This is a genomic window from Roseobacter cerffii (genome assembly GCF_054226325.1).
This window is the reverse complement of record NZ_CM135757.1, coordinates 3327461-3348597: the sequence shown is the minus strand read 5'-3', so window position 1 is coordinate 3348597 and position 21137 is coordinate 3327461. Positions and strand designations below refer to the sequence as shown.

19 protein-coding genes are annotated in these 21137 nt (G+C 63.5%); 4 read left to right on the top strand and 15 right to left on the bottom strand.

The annotated features are described in order from the left end of the window. Nucleotides 1–301: 301 nt before the first annotated feature. The gene (locus tag ACVC7O_RS16220) at nt 302–1249 is read left to right on the top strand and encodes a LysR family transcriptional regulator (RefSeq protein WP_458323153.1); all 948 of its coding nucleotides are present in this window, start codon (nt 302–304) and stop codon (nt 1247–1249) included. A 105-nt stretch (nt 1250–1354) separates the two neighbouring features. Here ACVC7O_RS16220 and ACVC7O_RS16215 read toward each other — a convergent pair whose 3' ends face one another. Continuing rightward, on the bottom strand, nt 1355–1966 hold the full coding sequence (locus ACVC7O_RS16215) for a TetR/AcrR family transcriptional regulator (protein WP_458323152.1): 612 nt from the start codon (nt 1964–1966) through the stop codon (nt 1355–1357). A 138-nt stretch (nt 1967–2104) separates the two neighbouring features. Here ACVC7O_RS16215 and ACVC7O_RS16210 point away from each other — a divergent pair, with 138 nt between their 5' ends. Further along, nucleotides 2105–2569, top strand: a complete 465-nt coding sequence (locus ACVC7O_RS16210; RefSeq protein WP_458323151.1) for a (2Fe-2S)-binding protein — start codon at nt 2105–2107, stop codon at nt 2567–2569. Between the two features lies 1 nt (nt 2570). Beyond that, a complete protein-coding gene (locus ACVC7O_RS16205; protein ID WP_458323150.1) occupies nt 2571–4751 on the top strand; it encodes a molybdopterin cofactor-binding domain-containing protein in 2181 nt (726 codons plus the stop codon). Between the two features lie 49 nt (nt 4752–4800). Here ACVC7O_RS16205 and ACVC7O_RS16200 read toward each other — a convergent pair whose 3' ends face one another. Genes ACVC7O_RS16200 through hmgA form a run of 5 tightly spaced genes read right to left on the bottom strand, consistent with a single transcriptional unit; the run spans nt 4801 to nt 10159 of the window. Then, nucleotides 4801–4989, bottom strand: a complete 189-nt coding sequence (locus tag ACVC7O_RS16200; RefSeq protein WP_458323149.1) for a DUF2783 domain-containing protein — start codon at nt 4987–4989, stop codon at nt 4801–4803. A 3-nt stretch (nt 4990–4992) separates the two neighbouring features. Continuing rightward, entirely contained in the window at nt 4993–6609 is a 1617-nt protein-coding gene (locus tag ACVC7O_RS16195; RefSeq protein ID WP_458323148.1) for an FAD-dependent oxidoreductase, read from the bottom strand. Further along, nucleotides 6606–7556 (bottom strand): MBL fold metallo-hydrolase, encoded by a 951-nt coding sequence (locus ACVC7O_RS16190; RefSeq protein ID WP_458323147.1) that lies wholly within the window; start codon nt 7554–7556, stop codon nt 6606–6608. Before ACVC7O_RS16190 ends, ACVC7O_RS16195 begins: the two co-directional genes overlap by 4 nt. Then, nucleotides 7549–8802, bottom strand: a complete 1254-nt coding sequence (gene fahA, locus ACVC7O_RS16185; RefSeq protein ID WP_458323146.1) for a fumarylacetoacetase — start codon at nt 8800–8802, stop codon at nt 7549–7551. The genes ACVC7O_RS16190 and fahA overlap by 8 nt, the downstream gene beginning before the upstream one ends. Before the next feature lies 1 nt (nt 8803). After that, nucleotides 8804–10159 (bottom strand): homogentisate 1,2-dioxygenase, encoded by a 1356-nt coding sequence (hmgA, locus tag ACVC7O_RS16180; protein WP_458323145.1) that lies wholly within the window; start codon nt 10157–10159, stop codon nt 8804–8806. 67 nt (nt 10160–10226) lie between these two features. Here hmgA and ACVC7O_RS16175 point away from each other — a divergent pair, with 67 nt between their 5' ends. After that, nucleotides 10227–10676, top strand: coding sequence for a MarR family winged helix-turn-helix transcriptional regulator (locus ACVC7O_RS16175; RefSeq protein ID WP_458323144.1), 450 nt, complete (start codon nt 10227–10229; stop codon nt 10674–10676). Between the two features lie 25 nt (nt 10677–10701). Here the strand turns inward: ACVC7O_RS16175 and ACVC7O_RS16170 are convergent, their stop codons facing one another. The 9 genes from ACVC7O_RS16170 to ugpE all read right to left on the bottom strand — a co-directional run bounded on the left by ACVC7O_RS16170 (nt 10702) and on the right by ugpE (nt 21136). Then, on the bottom strand, nt 10702–14601 hold the full coding sequence (locus tag ACVC7O_RS16170) for an Ig-like domain-containing protein (protein ID WP_458323143.1): 3900 nt from the start codon (nt 14599–14601) through the stop codon (nt 10702–10704). A 434-nt stretch (nt 14602–15035) separates the two neighbouring features. Next, nucleotides 15036–15503 carry a GNAT family N-acetyltransferase gene (locus tag ACVC7O_RS16165; RefSeq protein WP_458323142.1) on the bottom strand — a complete coding sequence of 156 codons (468 nt, stop codon included), beginning with the start codon at nt 15501–15503 and terminating at the stop codon, nt 15036–15038. 9 nt (nt 15504–15512) lie between these two features. Beyond that, on the bottom strand, nt 15513–15770 hold the full coding sequence (locus tag ACVC7O_RS16160) for a YjhX family toxin (RefSeq protein WP_458323141.1): 258 nt from the start codon (nt 15768–15770) through the stop codon (nt 15513–15515). 203 nt (nt 15771–15973) lie between these two features. Then, a complete protein-coding gene (locus ACVC7O_RS16155; protein ID WP_458323140.1) occupies nt 15974–17182 on the bottom strand; it encodes an RNA polymerase sigma factor in 1209 nt (402 codons plus the stop codon). Continuing rightward, complete coding sequence (locus ACVC7O_RS16150) at nt 17179–17532, bottom strand: YciI family protein (RefSeq protein ID WP_458323139.1); 354 nt, start codon at nt 17530–17532, stop codon at nt 17179–17181. Before ACVC7O_RS16150 ends, ACVC7O_RS16155 begins: the two co-directional genes overlap by 4 nt. 26 nt (nt 17533–17558) lie before the next feature. Further along, complete coding sequence (locus ACVC7O_RS16145) at nt 17559–18071, bottom strand: SRPBCC family protein (protein WP_458323138.1); 513 nt, start codon at nt 18069–18071, stop codon at nt 17559–17561. A gap of 105 nt (nt 18072–18176) precedes the next feature. Next, the gene (locus ACVC7O_RS16140; RefSeq protein WP_458323137.1) at nt 18177–19175 is read right to left on the bottom strand and encodes an endonuclease/exonuclease/phosphatase family protein; all 999 of its coding nucleotides are present in this window, start codon (nt 19173–19175) and stop codon (nt 18177–18179) included. Next, complete coding sequence (gene ugpC, locus ACVC7O_RS16135; RefSeq protein ID WP_458323136.1) at nt 19172–20221, bottom strand: sn-glycerol-3-phosphate ABC transporter ATP-binding protein UgpC; 1050 nt, start codon at nt 20219–20221, stop codon at nt 19172–19174. The genes ACVC7O_RS16140 and ugpC overlap by 4 nt, the downstream gene beginning before the upstream one ends. Before the next feature lie 12 nt (nt 20222–20233). Further along, nucleotides 20234–21136, bottom strand: coding sequence for a sn-glycerol-3-phosphate ABC transporter permease UgpE (gene ugpE / locus ACVC7O_RS16130; protein WP_458323135.1), 903 nt, complete (start codon nt 21134–21136; stop codon nt 20234–20236). Between the last annotated feature and the right edge of the window lies 1 nt (nt 21137).

Below are 21137 nucleotides of genomic sequence, written 5' to 3'. Positions count from 1 at the left end.
CGGGATGGCGGAAATTCAAGTTCCAAATCGGGGCTATAACCGGATCGAATAGTCACAGGCTTTGTGAATCTCGAAACAATTTTTCTGAATTGGAACAGGTCTTTACCTGTTTCGGTCAAAGGCTCGCTGGCGCGTCGATGCCGTGAAATGACGCATCCGTCAGCAAAGTTGATGAAACTTGGCTGCGGAATTCTGGGTAAGTGGGCCGGAATTGCGTTAAACGCGGTAGATAAGGAGGGGCCGCTGAGACCTGCAGGCCGGTCCACCTCCGCATCATGGGTCCTTGATATATAGAACGGCTATGAATTTCAGAGATTTGGAGTATGTGATCGCGATTGCGCGATGCGGGCAGTTTAGCCAGGCCGCAGCCCTCTGCAATGTCTCTCAGCCCGCGCTCTCCAACCAGATCAAGAAGCTGGAACACGACCTCGGCGTCGAGCTCTTCCTGCGCCTCAGCGGCGAGGTTCGGCTGACGGAATGCGGGCACCGGGTGGTCGAGATCGCAGAGCGCATTCTCAAGGACGCCCAACTGCTCAAGGACACCGCGACACAGTTCCGCGATCCTGAAGCCGTGCCCTTCAAGATCGGGCTGACACCGACCTTGGCGCCTTATCTGACGGAGTATTTCGCGGATTTGTTCCGAACTCTGTTCCCGACCATGAAGGTCGTGATGATCGAGGATCTGCCGGACAACATGTTGCAGATGGTCGAGGAGCACAAGCTGGACCTCACGCTGGTGGCCAAGAGCAATCACCGGGAGAGCCTCGACTTCACCTCCATGTGGTCCGAACCGCTGTACCTGGCCATGCGCACGGGCCACCCGCTGAGCACCTTGCGCAGCATCACACCGGAAGAGGTGCCGGTACACGACTTCATTCGCCTGCCTTACGCCTTTGGCTATGATCTGGAAACGCGCCTTCCCGAACCTGAACGCGGCAACCGGCCCGGAAAGCGCTTCGATCTGTCGGCACTGCGGTTCGAGACCGTTTGCCGCCACGTGTCACATTCTGATGATTGCACGATTGTCTCGGCGCTTGCTGCCGAGCAGTTCAAGAGGGATAACTGGCCACTCAGCTTCGTGCCCTTCGCGGGCCCTGGCAATCTTCGCGACCTGGGGGCGGCCAGCCGCAAGAATTGCCCGCGAAAACCGCTGCTGGACAAGATCGGTCGCTACATCAGCATATCGCCGCCGGAGGGTGTCACGCCAACCTTCCAGAGCGGCGCGGTTCTGGAAGACGCTCTGACCTGACACGCTCCGCACCCATAAGGGTCATGACCATTGCGGCACGTGTGAAGAAGTAAAGGGTCCGTGCGCCCTAGCGCCTCCCGCAGCCCGAAACGCTGCACAGAGGTCTCAGGCCGCGTCGATGCCGTATCGGCTCAGCATCATCTCCACGCTGCTTTCGACGATCTGGTCCATTTGCTCCGCCGTCGCCACGGGTGCGCCGAAGATCACCGGCCAGAAGGCTTTGGACTTGATCAGACCAATGAATTCGACCGCCGCGACCTCTGGGTCCGGCGTCGCGAGCGTGCCGTCCCGGGTAGCATCGCGCAACATCGCGGCAAAGACGCCGGTCTTGTCGATCTTGTTGTTCGCCTCTTCGGCGAGCTCCGGGTTGCGCAAGGTTTCGCTTATGATCATCCGCGCCATGGCGATCACATCCGGCGCGATCAGCAGCCGCCCTTCAGCCCAGGCCAACTCGACCAATTGGTCGCGCAGCGGGCGAGACGGGTCATAGCGAATGTCCTGTACTTCCGAAAACCGCGCGGCAAAGACATCGACAATCGACCGGAAGAGTTTGTCCTTGCTTTCGAAATACTTGTAGACGGTACGCTTGGACACTTCGGCGCGGGCCGAGACACGGTCCATCCGCGCATCGGCAAAGCCGTTTTCCTGGAATTCCTCCACGGCGGCTCTAAGTATCTGTTGGTACTTGGATGCGCTTGGCTCGCTGCACTCGGTCATGCTGTCACCATATGCTGGAATTCTCCGACACGGTCAAACGCCAAGGTAAACTCGTGAGTTTACACTTGGGCGATTCTCGCTTAGAGTGTCCTGATCACCGATAGATTTCACCCCCTCAAGCCAGATGGAGAACTGTGAATGGCCTTCTCTTTGAAATTGAACGGCACCAGCCATGAGGTCGACGCCGAGCCGGGCACCCCGCTGCTATGGGTCATCCGGGACGAGTTGAAGATGACCGGTACCAAGTTCGGGTGCGGCGTGGCCTCCTGTGGCGCCTGCACCGTGCACCTGGACGGCCAGCCGGTCCGGTCTTGTCAGACCTACGTCGAAGACGTGGAAGGCGCCGAGATCACAACCATCGAAGCCATGGCCGACACCGAGATCGGCGCCGCGGTCCAGCAGGCCTGGGTCGAGCTCGACGTGGTGCAATGCGGCTATTGCCAGTCGGGCCAGATCATGTCCGCCGTGGGTTTGCTCAGCGAGAACCCCAAGCCCTCCGTCGAGGACATCGACGCCTACATGTACGGCAACGCCTGCCGCTGTGCCACCTATCAACGCATCCGCGCTGGCATCCAGCGCGCCGCCGAAATTCTGGAGGCCTGATATGACACTCGACACAACACGCCGCAGTTTTCTCAAAGGCGCCGCCGCGGTCGGGGCCGTTCTATTCGTGGGCGCCCGCCCGGACGGAGCCCTTGCCGCCGCGGGAGACGCAGCCCAGTTCAACCCCTTCGTCAAGATCGCGTCCGATGGCACGGTCACGGCCATCGTCAAACACGTGGAGTTCGGGCAGGGCCCGGCCACCGGCCTGTCGACGCTGATCGCCGAAGAGATCGGCTTGCGCATGGACCAGATCACCTATGACTTCGCCCCGTCGAACGCCGAGGTGTACAACAACTTCGCCTTTGGACCGTTCCAGGGCACGGGTGGCTCGACCGCCATGGCCAACTCCTTCCAGCAGTACCGCACCGCCGGGGCCGCCGCGCGCGAGATGCTGATCGCCGCCGCCGCGCAAAGCTGGGGCGTTGATGCAGCGGACCTCAGCATTGAGGAAGGCGTCGTCACCGGCGCGGGCCAATCCGCACCCATCGGAGACTTCGTTGCGGTGGCCGCCACGCTCGAGGCACCGGAAGAGCCCCCGCTAAAGGACCCTGCCACGTTCAAGCTGATCGGCAACCCGGACATCCGCCGCCTCGACAGCGCAATCAAGGGCAACGGTACCGCGATGTTCGCGATGGACTTGCACCTGCCCAACCAGATGGTTGCGATGATCAAGCGTCCTGAACAACGCGGCGGCCTCGCCACGGGGTTCGATGACAGCGCCGCGCAGGATGTGAAGGGCTATATCATGTCCGCCGTTCTGCCCAACGGCGCAGGTGTTGCGGTCTATGCCGAGAGCACCTGGGCCGCGATGCAGGCGCGCGATGCGGTCGAGGTGGAGTGGGATCTCTCCGCCGCCGAAACCCGCAGCTCGGACGACATCGAAGCCGAGATCCGGGCGGCCCTTGATGCCGAGCCCACCTATAACGTCAACAAGTCGGATCAGGCCGCGACCCAGGCGTTGCTCGACGGCGCGGATCAGGTGCTGGAGCAGACCTTCTATTTCCCGCTGCTCGCCCATGCCCCGATGGAGCCGCTCAATTGCACCATCGAAGCCACCGAAGACGGCGGCATCCGCCTGCATGACGGCTGCCAACTGCCGACCGGGCCGCATATGGCGCTATCGCAGATCTTCGAGCTGCCAATGGAGAAGATCGAGATCAAGACGATGCTGGCGGGTGGCTCCTTCGGGCGCCGGGCCACACCGGATGCGGATTACCAGGTCGAGGCGGCGCTGGCCTTCGTGGTCACCGACCGCAACCGCCCGGTCAAGCTGGTCTGGTCGCGCGAGGATGATCTCCGCAGCGGCTACTACCGCCCGGCCTTCGGCCACAAGGTCAAGGTCGGTCTCGATGCCGAGGGCAAGATCATCGGCTGGGACCACCGCATCGCGGGCCAGTCAATCATGAAGGGCACCGCCTTCGAGGCGATGCTGGTGCATGACGGTGTTGATCATAGTTCGGTCGAAGGCGCGTCCGACACGCCGTACCAAATCCCCGGCGCCTTCTTCGGTCTGACCGATACGGAGAAAGCGACGAGCACCCTCTGGTGGCGCTCGGTGGGGCATACCCACACCGCTTATGTCATGGAGGTCATGATGGATATGGCCGCCAAGGCAGCGGGGCAGGACCCTGTGGACTTCCGCCTCAGCTATCTGACGGGCGGCGCCGACCAGGAGAGGTTGACCGGCGTTCTGAAGCTTGCAGCGGAAAAAGCAGGCTGGGGCAGCGCGCCAGCCGGTCACGCGCAGGGCGTCGCAGTGCACAAATCCTTCGGCTCCTACGTGGCCGAGGTCGTCGAGGTGTCGGGCACCGCGGAAGACGGCGTGCGGATCGAGAAGATCACCTGCGCGGTCGACTGCGGCTTGCCGGTGAACCCCGATGTGATCAAGGCGCAGATGGAGGGCGGCATCGGTTACGGCATCGGCCATGTGATGCGTGACCGGATCACGCTCACCGGCGGTGCGGTCGATCAGTACAACTTCCCTGACTACGAGCCGCTGCGCATTGGCGATATTGCCGCCATCGATGTGCACATCGTGCCGTCAGCGGAAGCGCCCACCGGTGTCGGCGAGCCCGGTACACCGCCTGCGGCCCCGGCACTGGCGAATGCGATCGCGGCGGCCAGCGATGATCTGCGGGTGTCCAGCCTGCCGATGGACGAAAACGGCGTCGCCTTCGCCTGATCCAACGGACGGCGCCACCGGGGCACCCCCGGTGGCGTCCACTTGACCATCAACTCTGCTGTGCCGCTTCCAGTGCTGCCCGCAAGATCTCCTCATCCCCAACCTGATTGGCGAGGATAAGGATCAACCGCGCATTGAAGGCCGCGCTCTCTTCCGCAGTCAGCCCCTCATGGGCCTGCAGCAGCGCATCGTAGAACCCATCCGGATTGTCGATATTCGGCGTCAGAACAAGAGCCATGCCTCACCCTCCAAGCTGTGCGCGGATCGCCTCGATCACGGCTTCCGCCGAATAGACCGGCCAACGCGCCACCACGTGCTGATCGGGGCGGATCAGATACACCGCATGTTCCGCGGCGCCGAGATAGCGGGCCTTGATATCGCCCCCTGCCTCCAGTTGCAGCCCGGTCACAGCGGTCCCGTCCACATCGAATGCGTCGGGTACAAAGGCGTTGATCCCCAGAAGCTGGAAGCCGCTGCCGAGCTGATCCAGCAAGAACCCATCCCCCAGCGGCGCATCGGGGCAGGCGGCACCAGGCCGACTGCGCGCGGGCCCGTGTTCCACCGCGTCCGGCCAAAAGCCGGGTAAGTCGTCGTAAACACAAGGCACACTTAGCCGCCCGGAGTTCACCAGCGGGCGGGCGAAGGCGTGCTCGGAGGCCAGGTCCAGCACCGCATCCCGGAAGGTCTTACTCACGTCGCTTTTCGGCGTGAGGAAATCCGTCGCACGGGTCGAGTTCAGGATGTTCTCATCCGCCGCCATCACCCGCTCGCGGCAATAGCCCTGCATCAGGGGCTCGTCGGCCACCCCGCGCAGGATCAGATCGAGCCGCCACGCGAGGTTTTCCGCGTCTTGCACGCCTGAATTCGCGCCACGCGCCCCAAAGGGCGAGACCTGATGCGCGCTGTCGCCCGCAAACACAACACGCCCATGGGCGAATTGGTCCATCCGCCGACACTGGAACGTATAGATCGAGGTCCAGTCCAGCTCATAGGCCACATCGGGCCCGAGCATCGCATCGACCCGCGCGCGGATGTTCTCTTCTTTCAATTCCGCCTCGCGGTCGATGTCCCAGCCGAGCTGGAAATCGATCCGCCAGATGTCATCCGGCTGCTTGTGCAGCAGCGCCGAGGCGCCCGACTTGAACCACGGCTCGAACCAGAACCAGCGCTCGGTCGGAAAGTCCGCGGTCATGCGCACGTCGGCAATCAGGAAATTGTCCTCAAAGACGCGCCCCTCGAACCCCAGCCCGAGCATGTCGCGGATCGGTGAGCGGGCCCCGTCGCAGGCAATGAGCCAATCCGCCTCCATCTGGTAGGGGCCGTCTGGCGTCATGATGTCGAGCGCCACCCCATCGGCTCCGGCGCGCAGGGCATCAACTCGATTGCGCCCGCGCAGTTCGATCTGCGCGCCCTCTGCATTGGCCCGGTTGATGGCCTCGGCCAAAAGCCTTTCAAAATCAATCTGGCTGAGGTTGATGAAGGCCGGACAGCGGTGCCCGTCCTCTGGCAGCAGATCGAAAGCATAGATCTCGTCGCGGTCATGAAACACACGCCCTTTGCTCCAGACCACGCCTTTTTCCAGCATCTCAGCCCCCGCGCCGAGGCGGTGGCAAATCTCCAGCGTGCGTTTGGAAAAACAGATCGCGCGCGACCCGGTGCCGACGCCTTCGTGATCGTCGAGCAGCACGACGCGATGCCTCTTAAGCCCCAGATCAAGTGCCGCAGTGAGGCCTACGGGTCCACCGCCGACAATCACGACGGGATGCCGCGCTGGCGCTTCCGCGTCCTGATCCGCTGACCGCTGGTAGGGGTAAAGCCGGTGCGTCACGGCATAGCGGTCGGTCAGCGGTGCGGTCATCCCTGCAGCGCCTCCCACATCTCCAGATCACGCTGCGCCGTCCAGATGCGCGGCGTGTCGATCCCGCGCGCCTCATCATAGGCGCGAGCCACGTTGAACGGCAGACAGTGCTCGTAGATCGCGTAGTCGCTGAATTTCGGATCGCAGGCCGCGCGCACCGCGTCCCAGGCCTCTTTCAGCGTGCCACCGCGCGCTGCGACGCGTGCGGCTGGGCGATAGGTGCTCTCCACGAAATCGCGCGTGCTGGCGATGGCCGCATCGACCATCTCGCGCCCGACCAGCGCACCGCCCCGTCCCGGCGCAATCGCATCCACCTGGTAGGCCGCGATCCGGTCCAGCGTGCCACCCCAATCGCCGAAATGCCCATCGCCGCAATAGCAGGCCGAGTGGTATTCGACGATATCACCGGTGAACATGACGTTCTGATCCGGCACGTGGATCACCGCATCGCCCGCCGTATGGGCGCGTCCCAGATGGCGGATATCGACGCGGCGTGTGCCGAGATAGACGGTCATGGCGTCTGAAAAGGTGGTCGTGGGCCATGTGAGGCCGGGAATGCTCTCATGCCCTTCGAAGAGGCGCGGGAAGCGCTGGAACTCGCTGTCCCAGTCCTCCTGCCCGCGTTCGGCCACCATCGCGCGCGCCATGTCGCTCATGATCACCTGATCCGCGCCATAGGCCGAGGCGCCCAGTACACGCACCGCATGATAATGCGTCAGCACCAGATGGCTGATCGGCTTGTCGGTGACCGAACGCACCTTTTCGATCACCTTCTGCGCCAGCCGGGGCGTCGCCTGCGCCTCCACGATCATCACGCTCTCGTCGCCGATGATCACGCCGGAATTCGGGTCGCCCTCGGCTGTGAAGGCGTAAAGCCCCGCGCCGATTTCGTCGAAGGTGATGCTCTTTTCAGTCAAATCCCCTTGCGAGGCGAAGGCTTTAGCCATGTGTCTGTCCTTTGTACGGGTCCTCGAGCGCGGGCAGCACGGTGCCGACGCAATCGCCAAAACCGATCTGAAAGCCGTCGCCCTGCGCGGCGCCATGCAGTCCCAGGGTGTCGCCGTCTTCGATAAAACTGCGGGTCTCGCCGGTCTCCAGTTGCAGCGGTTCGTTCCCGCCCCAGCTTAGCTCCAGCAGGGAGCCGCGGTTCTCACGCTCCGGCCCGGAAATCGTGCCTGAGCCCAGCAAATCGCCCACGCGCATCGGGCAGCCACTCGTCGTGTGATGCGCCAGTTGCTGGGCGGCGGAATAGTAGAGCTCTCGTGCGTTGGTATGCGCAATGGCTTCGCCGTTTAAAGTGACCGAGAGCGGGATGTCATAGAGCATCGGACCATCGTCTTGCAGATGCGGCAGCAATGCGATCTCGCGCTCGGGTGCCGCACAGCGAAACGGCTCCAGCGCCGCAGCGGTCACGATCCAGGGTGAAATGCTTGTGGCCGTGGCCTTCGCCTGAAACGGCCCCAGCGGCTGGTACTCCCAGGCCTGAATGTCCCGCGCGGACCAGTCGTTCAGCAGCACGTAGCCAAAGATACTGGCATCCGCCTGCGCGACACTGATCGGGCCTTCCGACGCCACGCCCACAATCGCGCCCAGCTCCAGCTCGATGTCGAACCGCCGCGAGGGCGCAAAGCGGGGCAGGGTGTCGTCCGGTCCCTTGATCTGCCCCCAGGGGCGGCGAATGTCCGTACCCGAGACCACCACGCTCGAGGCGCGCCCGTTGTACCCGATGGGGATGTGCAGCCAGTTCGGCGGCAGCGCATTCTCCGCGCCCCGGAACATGGTGCCGACATTGGTGGCGTGGTGCTTTCCCGCGTAGAAATCGGTGAACTCGGAGACGAGAAACGGCATGTGCATTTGTGCATCCGCTTGTGGCACCAAATGCGGTTCAACGTCCGCCTGTTCGGAGGCCCCCTCGGTCAGTAGCTCCGTCAATCGTGCGCGTAGCTGCGCCCAGACCTCTGGCCCAAGGTCCATCACCTCATTCCAGAACGGCAACTCAAAACATGGCACTTCGTCCAACGTCACTAGCCCGGCCTCTTCTACCGCCGCCATATCGAGGATCATGTCACCGATGGCCACGCCACAGCGCGGCTCATCCCCGTCCACGGAGAACACCCCATAAGGCAGGTTGTTCAGCGGAAACGGTGTCTCAGCACTGTTCGCGCTTGTCACCCAGCTGCGCATCAGCGGCATGTCATTTCTTTCCGGGCGTGCCGTCGAACTTGCGGTCGATATCCGCCCAGCAGTCGATGTAATCGTCCTGCAGCGGCGCCTCATCGGCGGCAAAGCGCGTCAGATGCTGTGGAAAGCGCGTCTCGATCATGAACGACATCGTGTGGTCGAGCTTGTCCGGCCCCAGGTTCGCGTTCGACGCCTTCTCGAAGGCCTCGCGGTCGGGCCCATGCGGCAGCATCATATTGTGCAGGCTCATGCCGCCCGGCACAAAGCCCTGCGGCTTGGCGTCATACTGCCCGTAGATGTTGCCCATGAACTCCGACATGATGTTCTTGTGATACCAGGGCGGGCGGAAGGTGTCCTCGGCCACCAGCCAGCGCTCGCGGAAGAGCACAAAGTCAATATTCGCGGTGCCCGGCTGGCCGGAGGGCGCGGTGAGCACGGTGAAGATCGACGGATCCGGGTGATCGAAGAGGATCGCGCCCACCGGGCAATAGGTTTTTAGATCGTACTTGCAGGGCGCGTAATTGCCATGCCAGGCGACGATGTCGAGCGGGGAGTGCCCGATCTGTGTCTCATGAAACTGCCCGCACCACTTGATGGTCACGGTCGAGGGTGCCTCGCGATCCTCGAAGGCGGCCATGGGCGTCTTGAAATCGCGTGGGTTGGCGAGGCAATTGGCACCAATCGGCCCACGATCAGGCAGGTTGAACTTCTGCCCGTAGTTCTCGCAGACAAAGCCGCGCGCCGGGCCGTCCAGCACCTCGACGCGATAGACCAGCCCGCGCGGCAGGATCGCGATCTCCTGCGGCTCCAAATCAATCACCCCAAGCTCGGTGGCAAAGCGCAACTTGCCCTGCTGCGGGATCACCAGCAGCTCGGAATCGGCGGAGTAGAAGTAGCTGTCCAACATGCTCTCCGTCACGAGATACACATGGCTCGCCATGCCCACCTGCGTGTTCACGTCGCCCGCGGTGGTCATCGTGCGCATACCAGTGAGCCAGGTCAGCCCTTCATCCGTCGTCTCCACAGGGTCCCAGCGGTACTGGCCCAGCGAGATCACATCCTCGATCACATGCGGCGCAGAGATCCAGTGGGGCAGGTCAATCTTCTCGAACCGCCCCGTGTGCTTCACCGACGGCCTGATGCGATAGCACCATGTCCGCTCGGGCTTGGGCTGGGTAAAGGCGCTGCCCGAGAGCTGTTCGGCATAGAGCCCGTAGTTCACCTTCTGCGGCGAATTCATGCCTTGGGGCAGCGCCCCGGGCAGGGCCTCCGTCTCGAAATCATTGGCCCAGCCGGACATGTATCCGCGCGGCGCGCCGAGGGCCGCGCCGGTCTGGGTCTCGCCGAGGGGGCGGGTGTGCTCGTTCATCGCTTGTCCTCCACAATCGCCCTTGGCATATTAGTTGAAAATGTAACTAACAAGCCAAAAGATCGCCATGTCAGACGCCGAGTTCAACCTCTCGGAATTCCTGCCCTACCTGCTGAACCAGGCGGCAGATCGGCAGAGCACGGCCTTCAGCCCGGCTTATCGTGAACGCTACGGCATGCTGCGCACCGAATGGCGCGTGCTCTTCCATCTGGGCCAATACGGCGACATGACCGCCAAGCGCATCTGTGACATGGCGCAATTGCACAAGACCAAGGCCAGCCGCGCAGTGGCCGCGCTTGAAGCCAAGCGCTTCGTCCGGCGCAAGGAGATGGCCGAAGACCGCAGACATGCCTTGCTGAGCCTGACGCCAGCGGGGCAGGCGGCGTACGCGCATCTCTACGAGGCGGCGCGGGTGTTTGACGCCCAGGTTCAGGCGCGGCTGTCCCCCACCGATGCGAAGGTCCTCAAACGTTGCCTGGTCAAACTGGCCGGGTTCGAGGCGGTGGAGCGGCCCTGATCACCGGATCAGGGCCCGCACCTGCTCAGACCAGCTCGAAGGTGAGCACGATGGATTCGACCAGTTGCCCATCGGCATCAAAGCCCTCCGCCTCAAGCACATAGCTGCCGGGATCGAGGTCGAGCCCCTTCTTGAAGTCGCCCTTGATGTCTCCGAAGAGCGCATAGGGTTCGAACCGTTCCGTGCTGGTGGTGCCCTCGAAGGTCAGCTTCACCCGGTCAAAGTCGAAGCCGTCGGCCTCGGCATAGAAGGTGGCCATATCGCCGAGGCTGTCCGCCGCGATGGTGTCGCCATCCTCCAGCGACCGCAGCGTCTCGTTGGTCCCCGCATCCGCGATGAAGAAATCGAGGAAGCTTTCGGGCGCTGGCGGCTCTTCCGCGGCGGGTGGGTCGGCAGGCGGCGTTGCGGGCGGTGTCGGCGAGACATCCTCGCTTGGCGTTCCGACCTGCACGCTCAATGTCGCCGTGTCGGTTGCACCCTCTGCGTCCTCGACCGTGTAGGTGATCGTTTCGGTCCGCGCCTCGGTTGCCGCCTTCAGCGGGTTCACCTTGATCTTGCCGTTCTCGATCGAGACCAGCGAGGTTGACCCGTCATAAGAGACATTCGAGAGCGTCAGCGCATCCCCATCCGGATCGCTGTCATTGCCCAGCACATCGACCACGATGGTCTTGTTCTGCGCGGTTGCAGCGCTGTCATCCACCGCCACCGGGGCCGTATTTGGCGCGGGCGTCGGATCGGGCGGTGTCGGATCGACGGGCGGCGTCGGGTCCACAGGCGCCCCGCCGGGCGTGCCGATATCGACGCTCAGCGTCGCGGTCGCAGTCGTGCCATCGGCGTCTTCGACCGTGTAGGTGATGGTCTCTGTCCGGTCGGCCTTGGCTGCGTTCAGCGGGTTCACCTTGATCTTGTTGTTCTCGATCGTCACGATCGACGTCGACCCCGCATAAGACACATCCGTCAGCGTCAGCGCGTCACCGTCCGGGTCGCTGTCATTGCCCAGAACGTCGACCACAATGGTCTGATTCTGCCCGGTCGATGCGCTGTCGTCCACCGCGACCGGCGCCGCGTTCGGTGTCGGTGTGGGGTCGGGCGGTGTCGGGTCGACGGGAGGCGTCGGGTCGGTCGGCCCGCTGTCTGGATCGCCGATCTCCACCTCCAGCGTCGCCGTATCGGTGCCGCCTTTTCCATCCGATACCGTATAGGTGATCGTCTCGGTGCGCGCGTTCTGTGCGGCGCTCAGCGGGTTCACCTCGATTTGCCCGTTCTTGACGCTGACGATGGAAGTGTCGCCATCATAAGAGACATTCGAAATCGTCAGAGCGTCGCCGTCCGGATCGCTGTCGTTGTCCAACACATCCACGAGGATGGTCTGGTTCTGCCCGGTGCTCGCCACGTCATCGACGGCCACCGGCGCGTCATTCTCTACCGGTGTCGGATCAATCGGGCCGGGGTTCACCGGTCCGCTGCCGCCGTTGACCAGATCCGAGGTCGGCGCGCTGTTGTCCCGGCTGAACCCGCCTTTCTGGATGTGGATCTCATCCACCGCCGCCTGCCGCGACCGCGCCGAGAGCGTCAGCGTGAAGACACCGTCGTTCTCGTCGATCATCTGCTGCGTGATCTCATAGGTCGACGGGCTCTTCTTTTCATGCACGTCGAAGGTCGTGGCCCAGGTGTAGCTGTCGCGCGCGCCGCTGAAGAAGATCTTCTTGTAGCCCTCGTCCTCGAACTGCACGAAGAAGTCGTTGTTCCGGTCACCGGGCTCGCCCGTCTCGGGCCGTGCGGCCCGCAGCGACAGGTAGTAGGTGCCCGGGCTGTCGACCTCGAACTTGTACTCCAGCGGCGCGGTCTTGGCCGTGCCCGCGTTGGCTCCGCCGAAGAAGTCACCTCCGGTCCAGAGCAGCGCGCCATCCCCCTTGGTGCCGCTGAATTGGTTGGTCAGGCTCCAGGTGTCATTGGCGGCATTGTCTTCGAAGACGAATGTGCCGTCCTCCGCCTGCATCACGACCCGGCCGTTCTCCATCTTGTAATAGGCATCGCCCGTAGGCTGCGGATCGACCGGCGGCTCCGGATCGACCGGTGGCTGTGGGTCAACAGGGGGCTGCGGCTGCTGGCCACTGGGCAGGGTGGGGAACTCCGGTGCATCGGTGTTGCGCACCAGAAGCACCCAGTCCTTGCCGCCATCCTGTGGCGCGCCGCCGATCTGCTGCACACTGCCGCCAGACACCTGACCGTCAGGGATCAACTCGCCGCCAGTGCGCGGGTTGTACCAGAAGACATCGAAGGTCTCTCCGCCTTGGTCGCTCAGGTTCAGCTTGACGTCGCCCGCCTCGCTATAGGGCAGGTAGATCACATAGTACTCCCCGTCCTTGGCCAGCACATAGTCATCGTTGTCCGAGGTCAGGCCATCCGCCTGCTCCATATCCCAGAAGGGGACGTAGGTGTTGAAGAAGTCGGTGGCCGCCGCCGTCCAGGTCCAGAGCGCCTCGTGCTGTTTGAAATCGTCATAGTTCTGGTCGAGCGAGAAGGCATTGTCGTCCTTCAGATACCAGTTGCCGCCGGACCCTCCCGCAGTCAGCACGCCCCAGAAAGCATCCCGCTGGCCGACGTGATTGGGCGCGTCGAAGTTATTGCTGCCCGCTTCGATCTTGCCGTTGCTGCTGGCGTCCTCATCCCAGGTCAGCACCCAGGGATCGCCCGAGGCGTCGGATTTATCGCGATATTCCTCAATCCGGTCCCGGATGGAGTTGCGGTTGGTCTGGAAGGACGGGCCATCAAAGGCCTCGTCGTCCAGTAGCGGGTTATAGACCTGATCGATCTGGTTCGGGAAGCTGTGGATCGTGACCAGATGGTCATAGGCATCGACGGATTTGAGGTACTCCGCCTGATCCGCGCGTTGCTGGTTGGTGTTGGTGTTCTCTTCGCCGATGTTCCACTGGATGCCGTTGTTATGGCCAAAGCGTGCAACCATTTCGCGGATGTAGACCAGCCGCTCGACGCTGAGCGAGGTGCCGTCCGCGTTCGTTCCGCCATCCAGCTGTTGGTCGTTCTCCGTCTCCTGCAGCAGCACGTTCTTGTAGATGCCTTTTGCATCCATGTGGTCGAAGACGATCTCCCACTGCGACAGCTTCGAGACGTCATAGGTCGAGAACTTGTCCTGCTCGCTGTTGCTGATGCCCTGGTCGAACTTGGGTGTGTTCTGCGCCGCAAAGGTCCAGGGCGAGACATCCTGACCGTCGCCGCCCGATGTGTTGGTGAGCATGTAGATCGTGTTCTGCCCCTGCTCGGCGAGGTAATTCACCGCGCCGATGATCGCCTTGCCCTTGCCGCCGTCCCAGCTGGGATCGCCCGCGTTGTAGTCACCAATATGGGTAGCATAGTCGTGCCGGCCGTTTGCCGTGTTGTCGAAATCCTTGTTGGCGAGGAAATTCTCCGGCACACCCGGGCCACCGCGCACGAAGTAATCCTGATCCCCCTGGTGTTGCAGGAAATGCGTGCCCTCATCCTGCACGATCATGCCCTTGGCGCGGAAATCCTCGCCTGTCTTGTCGGTGGGCGCGACGCTGAAGCTGCCGCTGTCGCCGTCGATGAAGCCGACGGCCTGGCCCGCGTTCGGGGCCTCGGCGTAGGTCTTGGCGGCGATGTCGGTGCCGGTGCGGAAGGTCGCCTCATACTCCCAGTTGCCGTCAGAGGGCGGGTTGAAATTCACCCGCCAGATGTTGCCCGAGGTGGCATTGCTGTTGGCGGCATTGCCGTCGGCGGCGAAGTAGCCCGGCACGGTGATCACTTCGCCGGTGTCGGTGTTCAGAAAGGAGACGTCGAGCCTGTAATCCCGAAAGGTCGATGCGGTTTCGTTGAATGTCTGGGGGGCTTCGAAGTCGAGGGTTACTTTATGCCAGGTCTTCTGTTCGCCGGAGATAGTCGCCATGAGTGCCTCAATGTTGGTGCGGATTGGAGTGCTCGGTCAGAGCAAAAATCGTTACCAAAACAAAACGTGGCTAACGGCTAGGAGGCGTAGGGAAGAAGCGTCAAGTATTCGTTAACGTATGCATTGTTCGTCAGCGGAAAACCGTGCAAGCGCTTACCACAAAACGGCATACTTCCGCATACAGTCGTGTGCGACGCTGGTTTGTCACGGCGATGCCTCGGTTATGTCAAGTTTATCTGAACTGCGCCAAGGGGTGTCGGGGACCCGCGATTCCGAAGCAAATCTGGCTCGGGCGAGGGTGCGCGACCAGTGCGACTTTCCTGACGGCAGCCCGGGAGTTGAGGTATCTGGCGGCCTGCATTGAGGCGCAGGGCTTTGGACAGGGCGCGCCCGCCCGCCGCGGCACGGAGACGTGCCGCGGCGGGCGGGCGATCTCAGCTCAGAGCTTTGCGAAAGATGATCTTGTCGTCGGCTTCAGCCCAGAAGTCCCGCACGCGGGCGTCCTGCTGATAGCCGAGCCGGGCATAGAACCGGCGGATCGGCGCAAAGGCCTCTGTTCCCGAGGTTTCGACAATCAACAGCCGCTGCCCTTCGGCCCGCAGATGCTCCTCGGTACCGCGGACAAGGGCCGCACCGCATCCAGCTCCCTGCCGGTCCGGATGCACCGCCAGTGCCCGCAGGTTCCAGGTGCCCTCCGTCAGCACTTCGGGCTCGGCATAGCTGAACCCCACAGGGCCCTCTGCGATGCAGCAGGTCAGCCAAAGCGCAGCACCCGCTCCGGCCAGCGCCGGCGCGAGCATCTCCGCCAGCATCTCACTGGGGAAGAGGCCGGTCGCCGCCACCACCTGCTCCAAGGCGACCAGATCGCCATCTTCGGTTGGTCGTAGGATGATATCGGTCACGTCGCTCTCCTATCGGTTGTCAAGTTGCGCCCGCACGGCGGTGATGCCCGCGCGCGTGGCCCGGTAGGGCTGGCCGCGCCGCGACCGGATAAAGCCGCGCTTCTTCAGCCGGTCAAAGAGCGCCAGCGTGCAATCGGCCAGCACGTGACCGTCGCGCGTGACGCAAAAGACCTCGTGGACCTTGCCGCTCGGCAAGCGCTCAAAGTGAATGGCCCCGCCTTGGGCAAGGGCATGCAGCACACGCTGCTCGTGTTTTGAGATATTCAATGGACTGTCTCGTGAGTGTATGTCAGCAGAACGGGCGTCCGGGCGCTTGCGCGGACGTCCTATGGCTCAGATCGGTCCAGCGTGCTGGACCCTAGCGCCGGGTCTCTGTCGTAAACATACAAACTCCATCGCCCCGAGCGACGAGGCGTGAGGTGTATCTAACGATGCGGGAGTGCCCCTGCAAGGGGCGCGACGCTGTGAGCCTAGGACGCGCCGTCTCGCAAACGCGCCGCCTTTTGCTCCAACCACCGGCGCGACGGCACATCCGTGCAGAGCGCGATCGCCTTGGCATAGGCCTCCGCCGCGTCGGCCTTGCGCCCCAGCCCTGCCAGGCAATGGGCGCGGACCGCATGGGCAGGCTGATACCGGGCGAGCCCGTCAAACCCGATCTGGTCGAGCAGCGCCAGCCCTTCGGCAGGACCTGCGTCTTCCGCGACCACCGCCGCCCGGCTGACCGCCGCACCGATGGTCGGGAAGGCTTGTACCAGCCCGGCATAGAGCTGCGAGAGCGCCCGCCAGTCCGTCCGGCCTGTCACCGCACGCGCCGCATGCACCGACTGGATCGCCGCCTCCAGCTGAAACCGCCCCACCACCCCATGGGCCGCCGCGCGCTGCAAAAGCGCGGCAGAGCGGTCGATCAGAGCCGCGTCCCAAAGGCCCGTGTCCTGCTCGGGCACAGGCACCAGTACGCCGTCCTGCAGCCGCGCCCCCCGGCGCGCCTCGACGAAGCCGATGAGCGCCGTCAAACCCAGCGCTTCCGGATCCTCCGGCGCCAGATCAGCCAGCACGGTGCTGAGAAAAAACGCCTCATGCGACAGATCACCCGCGCCCTCCATCCAGTCCACCGCATAGGCGCCATAGACCGCCTCGAGCACCGTGCCCATCCGCTCCGGATACTGCTCCGGTTCCGGCACAACGAAGGGGATGCCCGCCGCCTTGATCTTGCGCTTGGCCCGCACCAGCCGTTGCGCCATGGCCGCAGGCGAGGTCAGGAAGGCGCGCGCAATCTCCTCCGCCTCCAGCCCCAGCACCGTCTGCAGCATCAGGGGCGTGTGCACCTGCGCATCAATCGCCGGATGCGCACAGACAAAGAGCAGCTTCAGCCGCTCATCAAGGGGTGCTTCGGTCTCTACAGGTGCAGCCATCTCCGGCACCTCCTCGGTGATCACAAGGCGCTTGTCCTTGCGTGCGCCGTCGATCCGCTTGTTCTTGGCCACGGTGAGCAGCCAGGCTTCGGGTCGGTCGGGCACGCCGCGCTCCGGCCAGGATTTCAAAGCGGCAACGAATGCATCGGCCAGAGCGTCCTCGGCGGCGATGATGTCGCCGGTGCTGCTGGCGAGCATCGCCAGCAGCTTGCCATAAGCCCCGCGGGCCATATCCTCGGCGCGCCGTGCGGCGTCAGCGGGGCTCAATAATCGCCCATCGCCGAGGCGCGGATTTCGACCTTCCCGGTCTTCGCCGCGGGGCATTTCTCGGCCCAGGCGAGGGCCGCGTCGAGATCGGGCACCTCGATGGCAAAGAACCCGCCAAGGCTCTCCTTGGTTTCGGCAAAGGGGCCGTCCTGCACGCGTCTTTCACCGTCTTTCAGGGTGATCGTTGTCGCCGTCTCCGCGGGGTGCAGCCAGTCGGTATCGACAAACACACCCGCCTCCTGCAGCGCGCCGATATAGGCGCCATAGACCTCTTTCTCGCGCGCCCAGTCCTCGGGCGTCATATGGGCGAAATCGGCCGGATCGGAATAGAGCAAAAATGTATATCGCATGGGTTTTCTCCTGTTGGCTGAGCGTATTAAGCGGCGGCTTTGCGCAGGTTTTCAAGACCCAGCTCCAGCGTCGGGCCCATCATCCGCTCCATGAAGAGACCGAAGATCCGGAAGACCGGGTTGACCCCCATGTCACTCTCCACGCGCCAGGTCACCTGCGTGCCGTTCTTGGCGGGCACCGCATGGATCGCCTGCATCGGCTGGCCCATGGCGCCGAGGTCGATGGCATATGTCACCGTATCGGCGCTCACATCCGCCACAGTCTGATGCCCCTTGCCCTCCTTGCCGTCGAAGTGAAAGCCCGAGCCCACGCCCGCCTCCGGCCCAAAAAGGTCGATCTTCAACTCCGGATCGCGCGTCTTGTAGGGGTTGAACGCCTGGTAGCCGCTGTTCGACGCGGCAAGCGCCAACACTTTGTCAGGCGCGGCCTCCAGCACCACCGAACGTTCCACGCTCACGTGGCGGGGCAGGGCAAGCGTGGCCGCGCTCACCGCGATCAGGCCGCCCGCGATCCAAAGGGCTGTGGTTGCAAATGTCATGTCTCTGTCTCCTCGTTGTGGGGAAGGGCATCGTTGCCGCTTCACCCCCACGACGGGGCAGAGCCGCGCCAATCGACATTCGGCGCAAATTTTTTTCGTGCAGGCCTAAACCGCCACCGTCACCCGCCCGACAATGCACTCATGATCCGACAGTGGCGTCTCATCGGCGGCGAGCGCAGGCACGATCTGACCGCCCGCACCTTTAAGCCCGCGATGGCAAAACCAGTCGAGCTTCATCGTGCGGGTCGGGTGCGGGGTGATCAGGCTCTTCCGGGTGGTCATGCCCTCGGGCGTCATCGACCAGTGATAGCCCTGCGCTTCGGCCAGCCCAAAGAGGGTTTCCTTGCGCCAGTCGAAATCGGGCGGCATGTGGTTGCCGGTGTTCAGATCGCCGCCGATCAGCACCGGCATGTCACCGGCAAAGGTGTCCACCTCGGCCAGCAGCCTGGCAAACTCTGCATGGCGATGCGGCGCCTGCGCGTTGCTCTCCAGATGGGTCGAGACCACGCAGATCGGGCCGCCTTCGGTCGGCAGTACCGCCGCCACCGCCATGCGCCCACCAACCCGCGGCTGGCCCGTGTCACCCGCACCGCCAGTGAACCAATGCCCGTCAAGATCGAGCCGGATCAGCGCCAGCCGCTCGAAGGGCGCGGACGACAGGATGCCGTTCCCGTGCCACCCATGCAGATTGAAATCATCCTTGCAGAAGTGCCGCTCGGTCGGGCCGCCAAGGTCCATCTCGTAGAACTCGACCCCATAGGCATAATGCATCCCCAACGCCTCGGCCATCGCGGCCACGGTGTTGCGCTGGGCCGTGCGCGCCATGCCGCTATCGACCTCGCTCAGCAACGCCACCTGAACGCCGTGCGCCTGAAGCAGCGCGGCACTCTTCTCCGGGAACAAGCAACGCTCAAGGTTCCAGGCGGCGATCGTGATCTCGCCCGCCAGGGGCACGCCGGTGCCAGAGCCGCCTACTTCCAGCCCGGTCATCGCCGGGATGTCCGCCATGAGCTGCGCATGGGCGTCAGACGTGCGCGCAGCGGCAAAGATCGCCGCGCGCTGGCTGTCCGTCACATCCGGCAGCCGGTCAAAGAGTTGGGTCACAAGCGGCGCCCTGCCTCCGCGTCGAAGAAATGCACCGCACCGGGTTTCAACGCGACCTTCGCAGGCCCGGTCCCGGCAGGCTCGTCCTTGTTCACGCTGACCGAGAAGGGCTGGCCGCTCAGCCGTCCGTGCAGCAGCCGATGCGCGCCCAACTCCTCGACGATATCCACCTCGAAGGGCAGGGGGCCGCTCGCATCGAGCGCCACATCCTCAGGCCGAATGCCGATCTGGATCTTGCCGGTCTGGCTCGGTGCGCCCGCGCCGTTCAGCGACACACCCCCGTCGAGCGTCGCTTGCTGCCCATCGCTGGTGCCGGAGAAGATGTTCATCGGCGGCGCCCCCATGAAGCTCGCCACGAAGGTCGAGGCGGGCTGGCTGTAGATCTCCGCTGGCGTCCCGATCTGCTCGATCCGGCCGGCATTCAGCACGATGATCCGGTCGGCCAGCGTCATCGCCTCGACCTGATCATGCGTCACATACATCGCCGTCACACCCAACCGCTGCTGCAGCCCGCGGATCTCGATCCGCATCTGGTTGCGCAGCTTGGCGTCAAGGTTCGACAGCGGCTCATCGAACAGAAACAAGTCCGGCGAGCGCACAATCGCGCGCCCCATCGCCACCCGCTGCCGCTGCCCACCTGACAGCTGGCTGGGCCGCCGGTCGAGGTATTCTTCGAGGTTCAGCATCTTCGCCGCCTCGGCCACCTTCGCCTCGATCTCGGATTTCGGCAGCCCGCGGTTCTTCAGCCCGTAGCCCATGTTCTTGGCCACGGTCATATGCGGGTAGAGCGCATAGTTCTGAAACACCATCGCGATGTTGCGGTTCGCGGGCTCCACGTCGTTCATCACCGTGTCACCGATGTGCAGCGTGCCGTCGGTGATCTCCTCCAGCCCCGCCACCATGCGCAGCAGAGTGGACTTGCCACAGCCCGACGGGCCCACCAGCACCACCAACTCCCCATGCGGGATATCGACGTCGCAGGGCTCCACCGCTTCCACACCATTGGGATAGACCTTGCGCACCCCGTCCAGTTTCACCTTTGCCATGGTAGTGGCTCCTTACTTGTCGGATTCTGTGAGGCCCTTGACGAACCAGCTTTGGAAAAACACCACGATCGCCACCGGCGGGATCATCGCGATCAGCGCCAGCGCCATCGCCTGCCCGTATTCGGGGATCGAGTTGCCGTCGGTATAGACCTGGATGATCTGCCGGATGCCGCGCACCAGCGTGAAGAGGCTCTCATCGGTGGTGATCAGCGTGGGCCAGAGGTACTGGTTCCAACCGAAGACAAACATGATTATGAACATCGCCGCGATCATCGTGCGGCTCAGCGGCACGAGGATGTCGATGAAGAATTTCACCGGCCCGGCGCCGTCGATTCGCGCGGCCTCGACCAGTTCCTCAGGCACCGAGCGGAAGAACTGCCGGAAGAAGAAGGTCGCCGTGGCCGAGGCAATCAGCGGCACAATCAGCCCGGTATAGGTATTTGCGAGCCCCATGTTCTGAATGACCTCATAGGAGGGCAGAATGCGCACCTCCAGCGGCAGCAGCAGCGTGGTGAAGATGATCCAGAAGGCAAAGGTCGCAAAGCGCAGGCGGAAATAGACGATGGCGTAGGCCGCCATCATGCCGACGATGATCTTGCCCACCGCAAAACCGATGCCAAGGATGAAGGAGTTCATCAGCATGCGGAACCCGTCCACCTCGTCGGTGAAGCCGCCCTTCTCGAACATCGCCTGCCCGAAGTTGACGCCCAGATCCTCGCCGAACCCCCATTGCATGCCATGCCGGTGGATCGTGACCGGATCGTGGCTCGAGGTGGCAAAGACCAGATAGATCGGCACCAGCATGAAGAGCGAGCCCAGGATCAGCACCGCGTGATCGGTCACCGTCTCCCATTTGATCCGCTTCGGCGGCGGCGGGGTGGTGACGTCTGCGAGGTCTTGTGTGATATCAGCCATC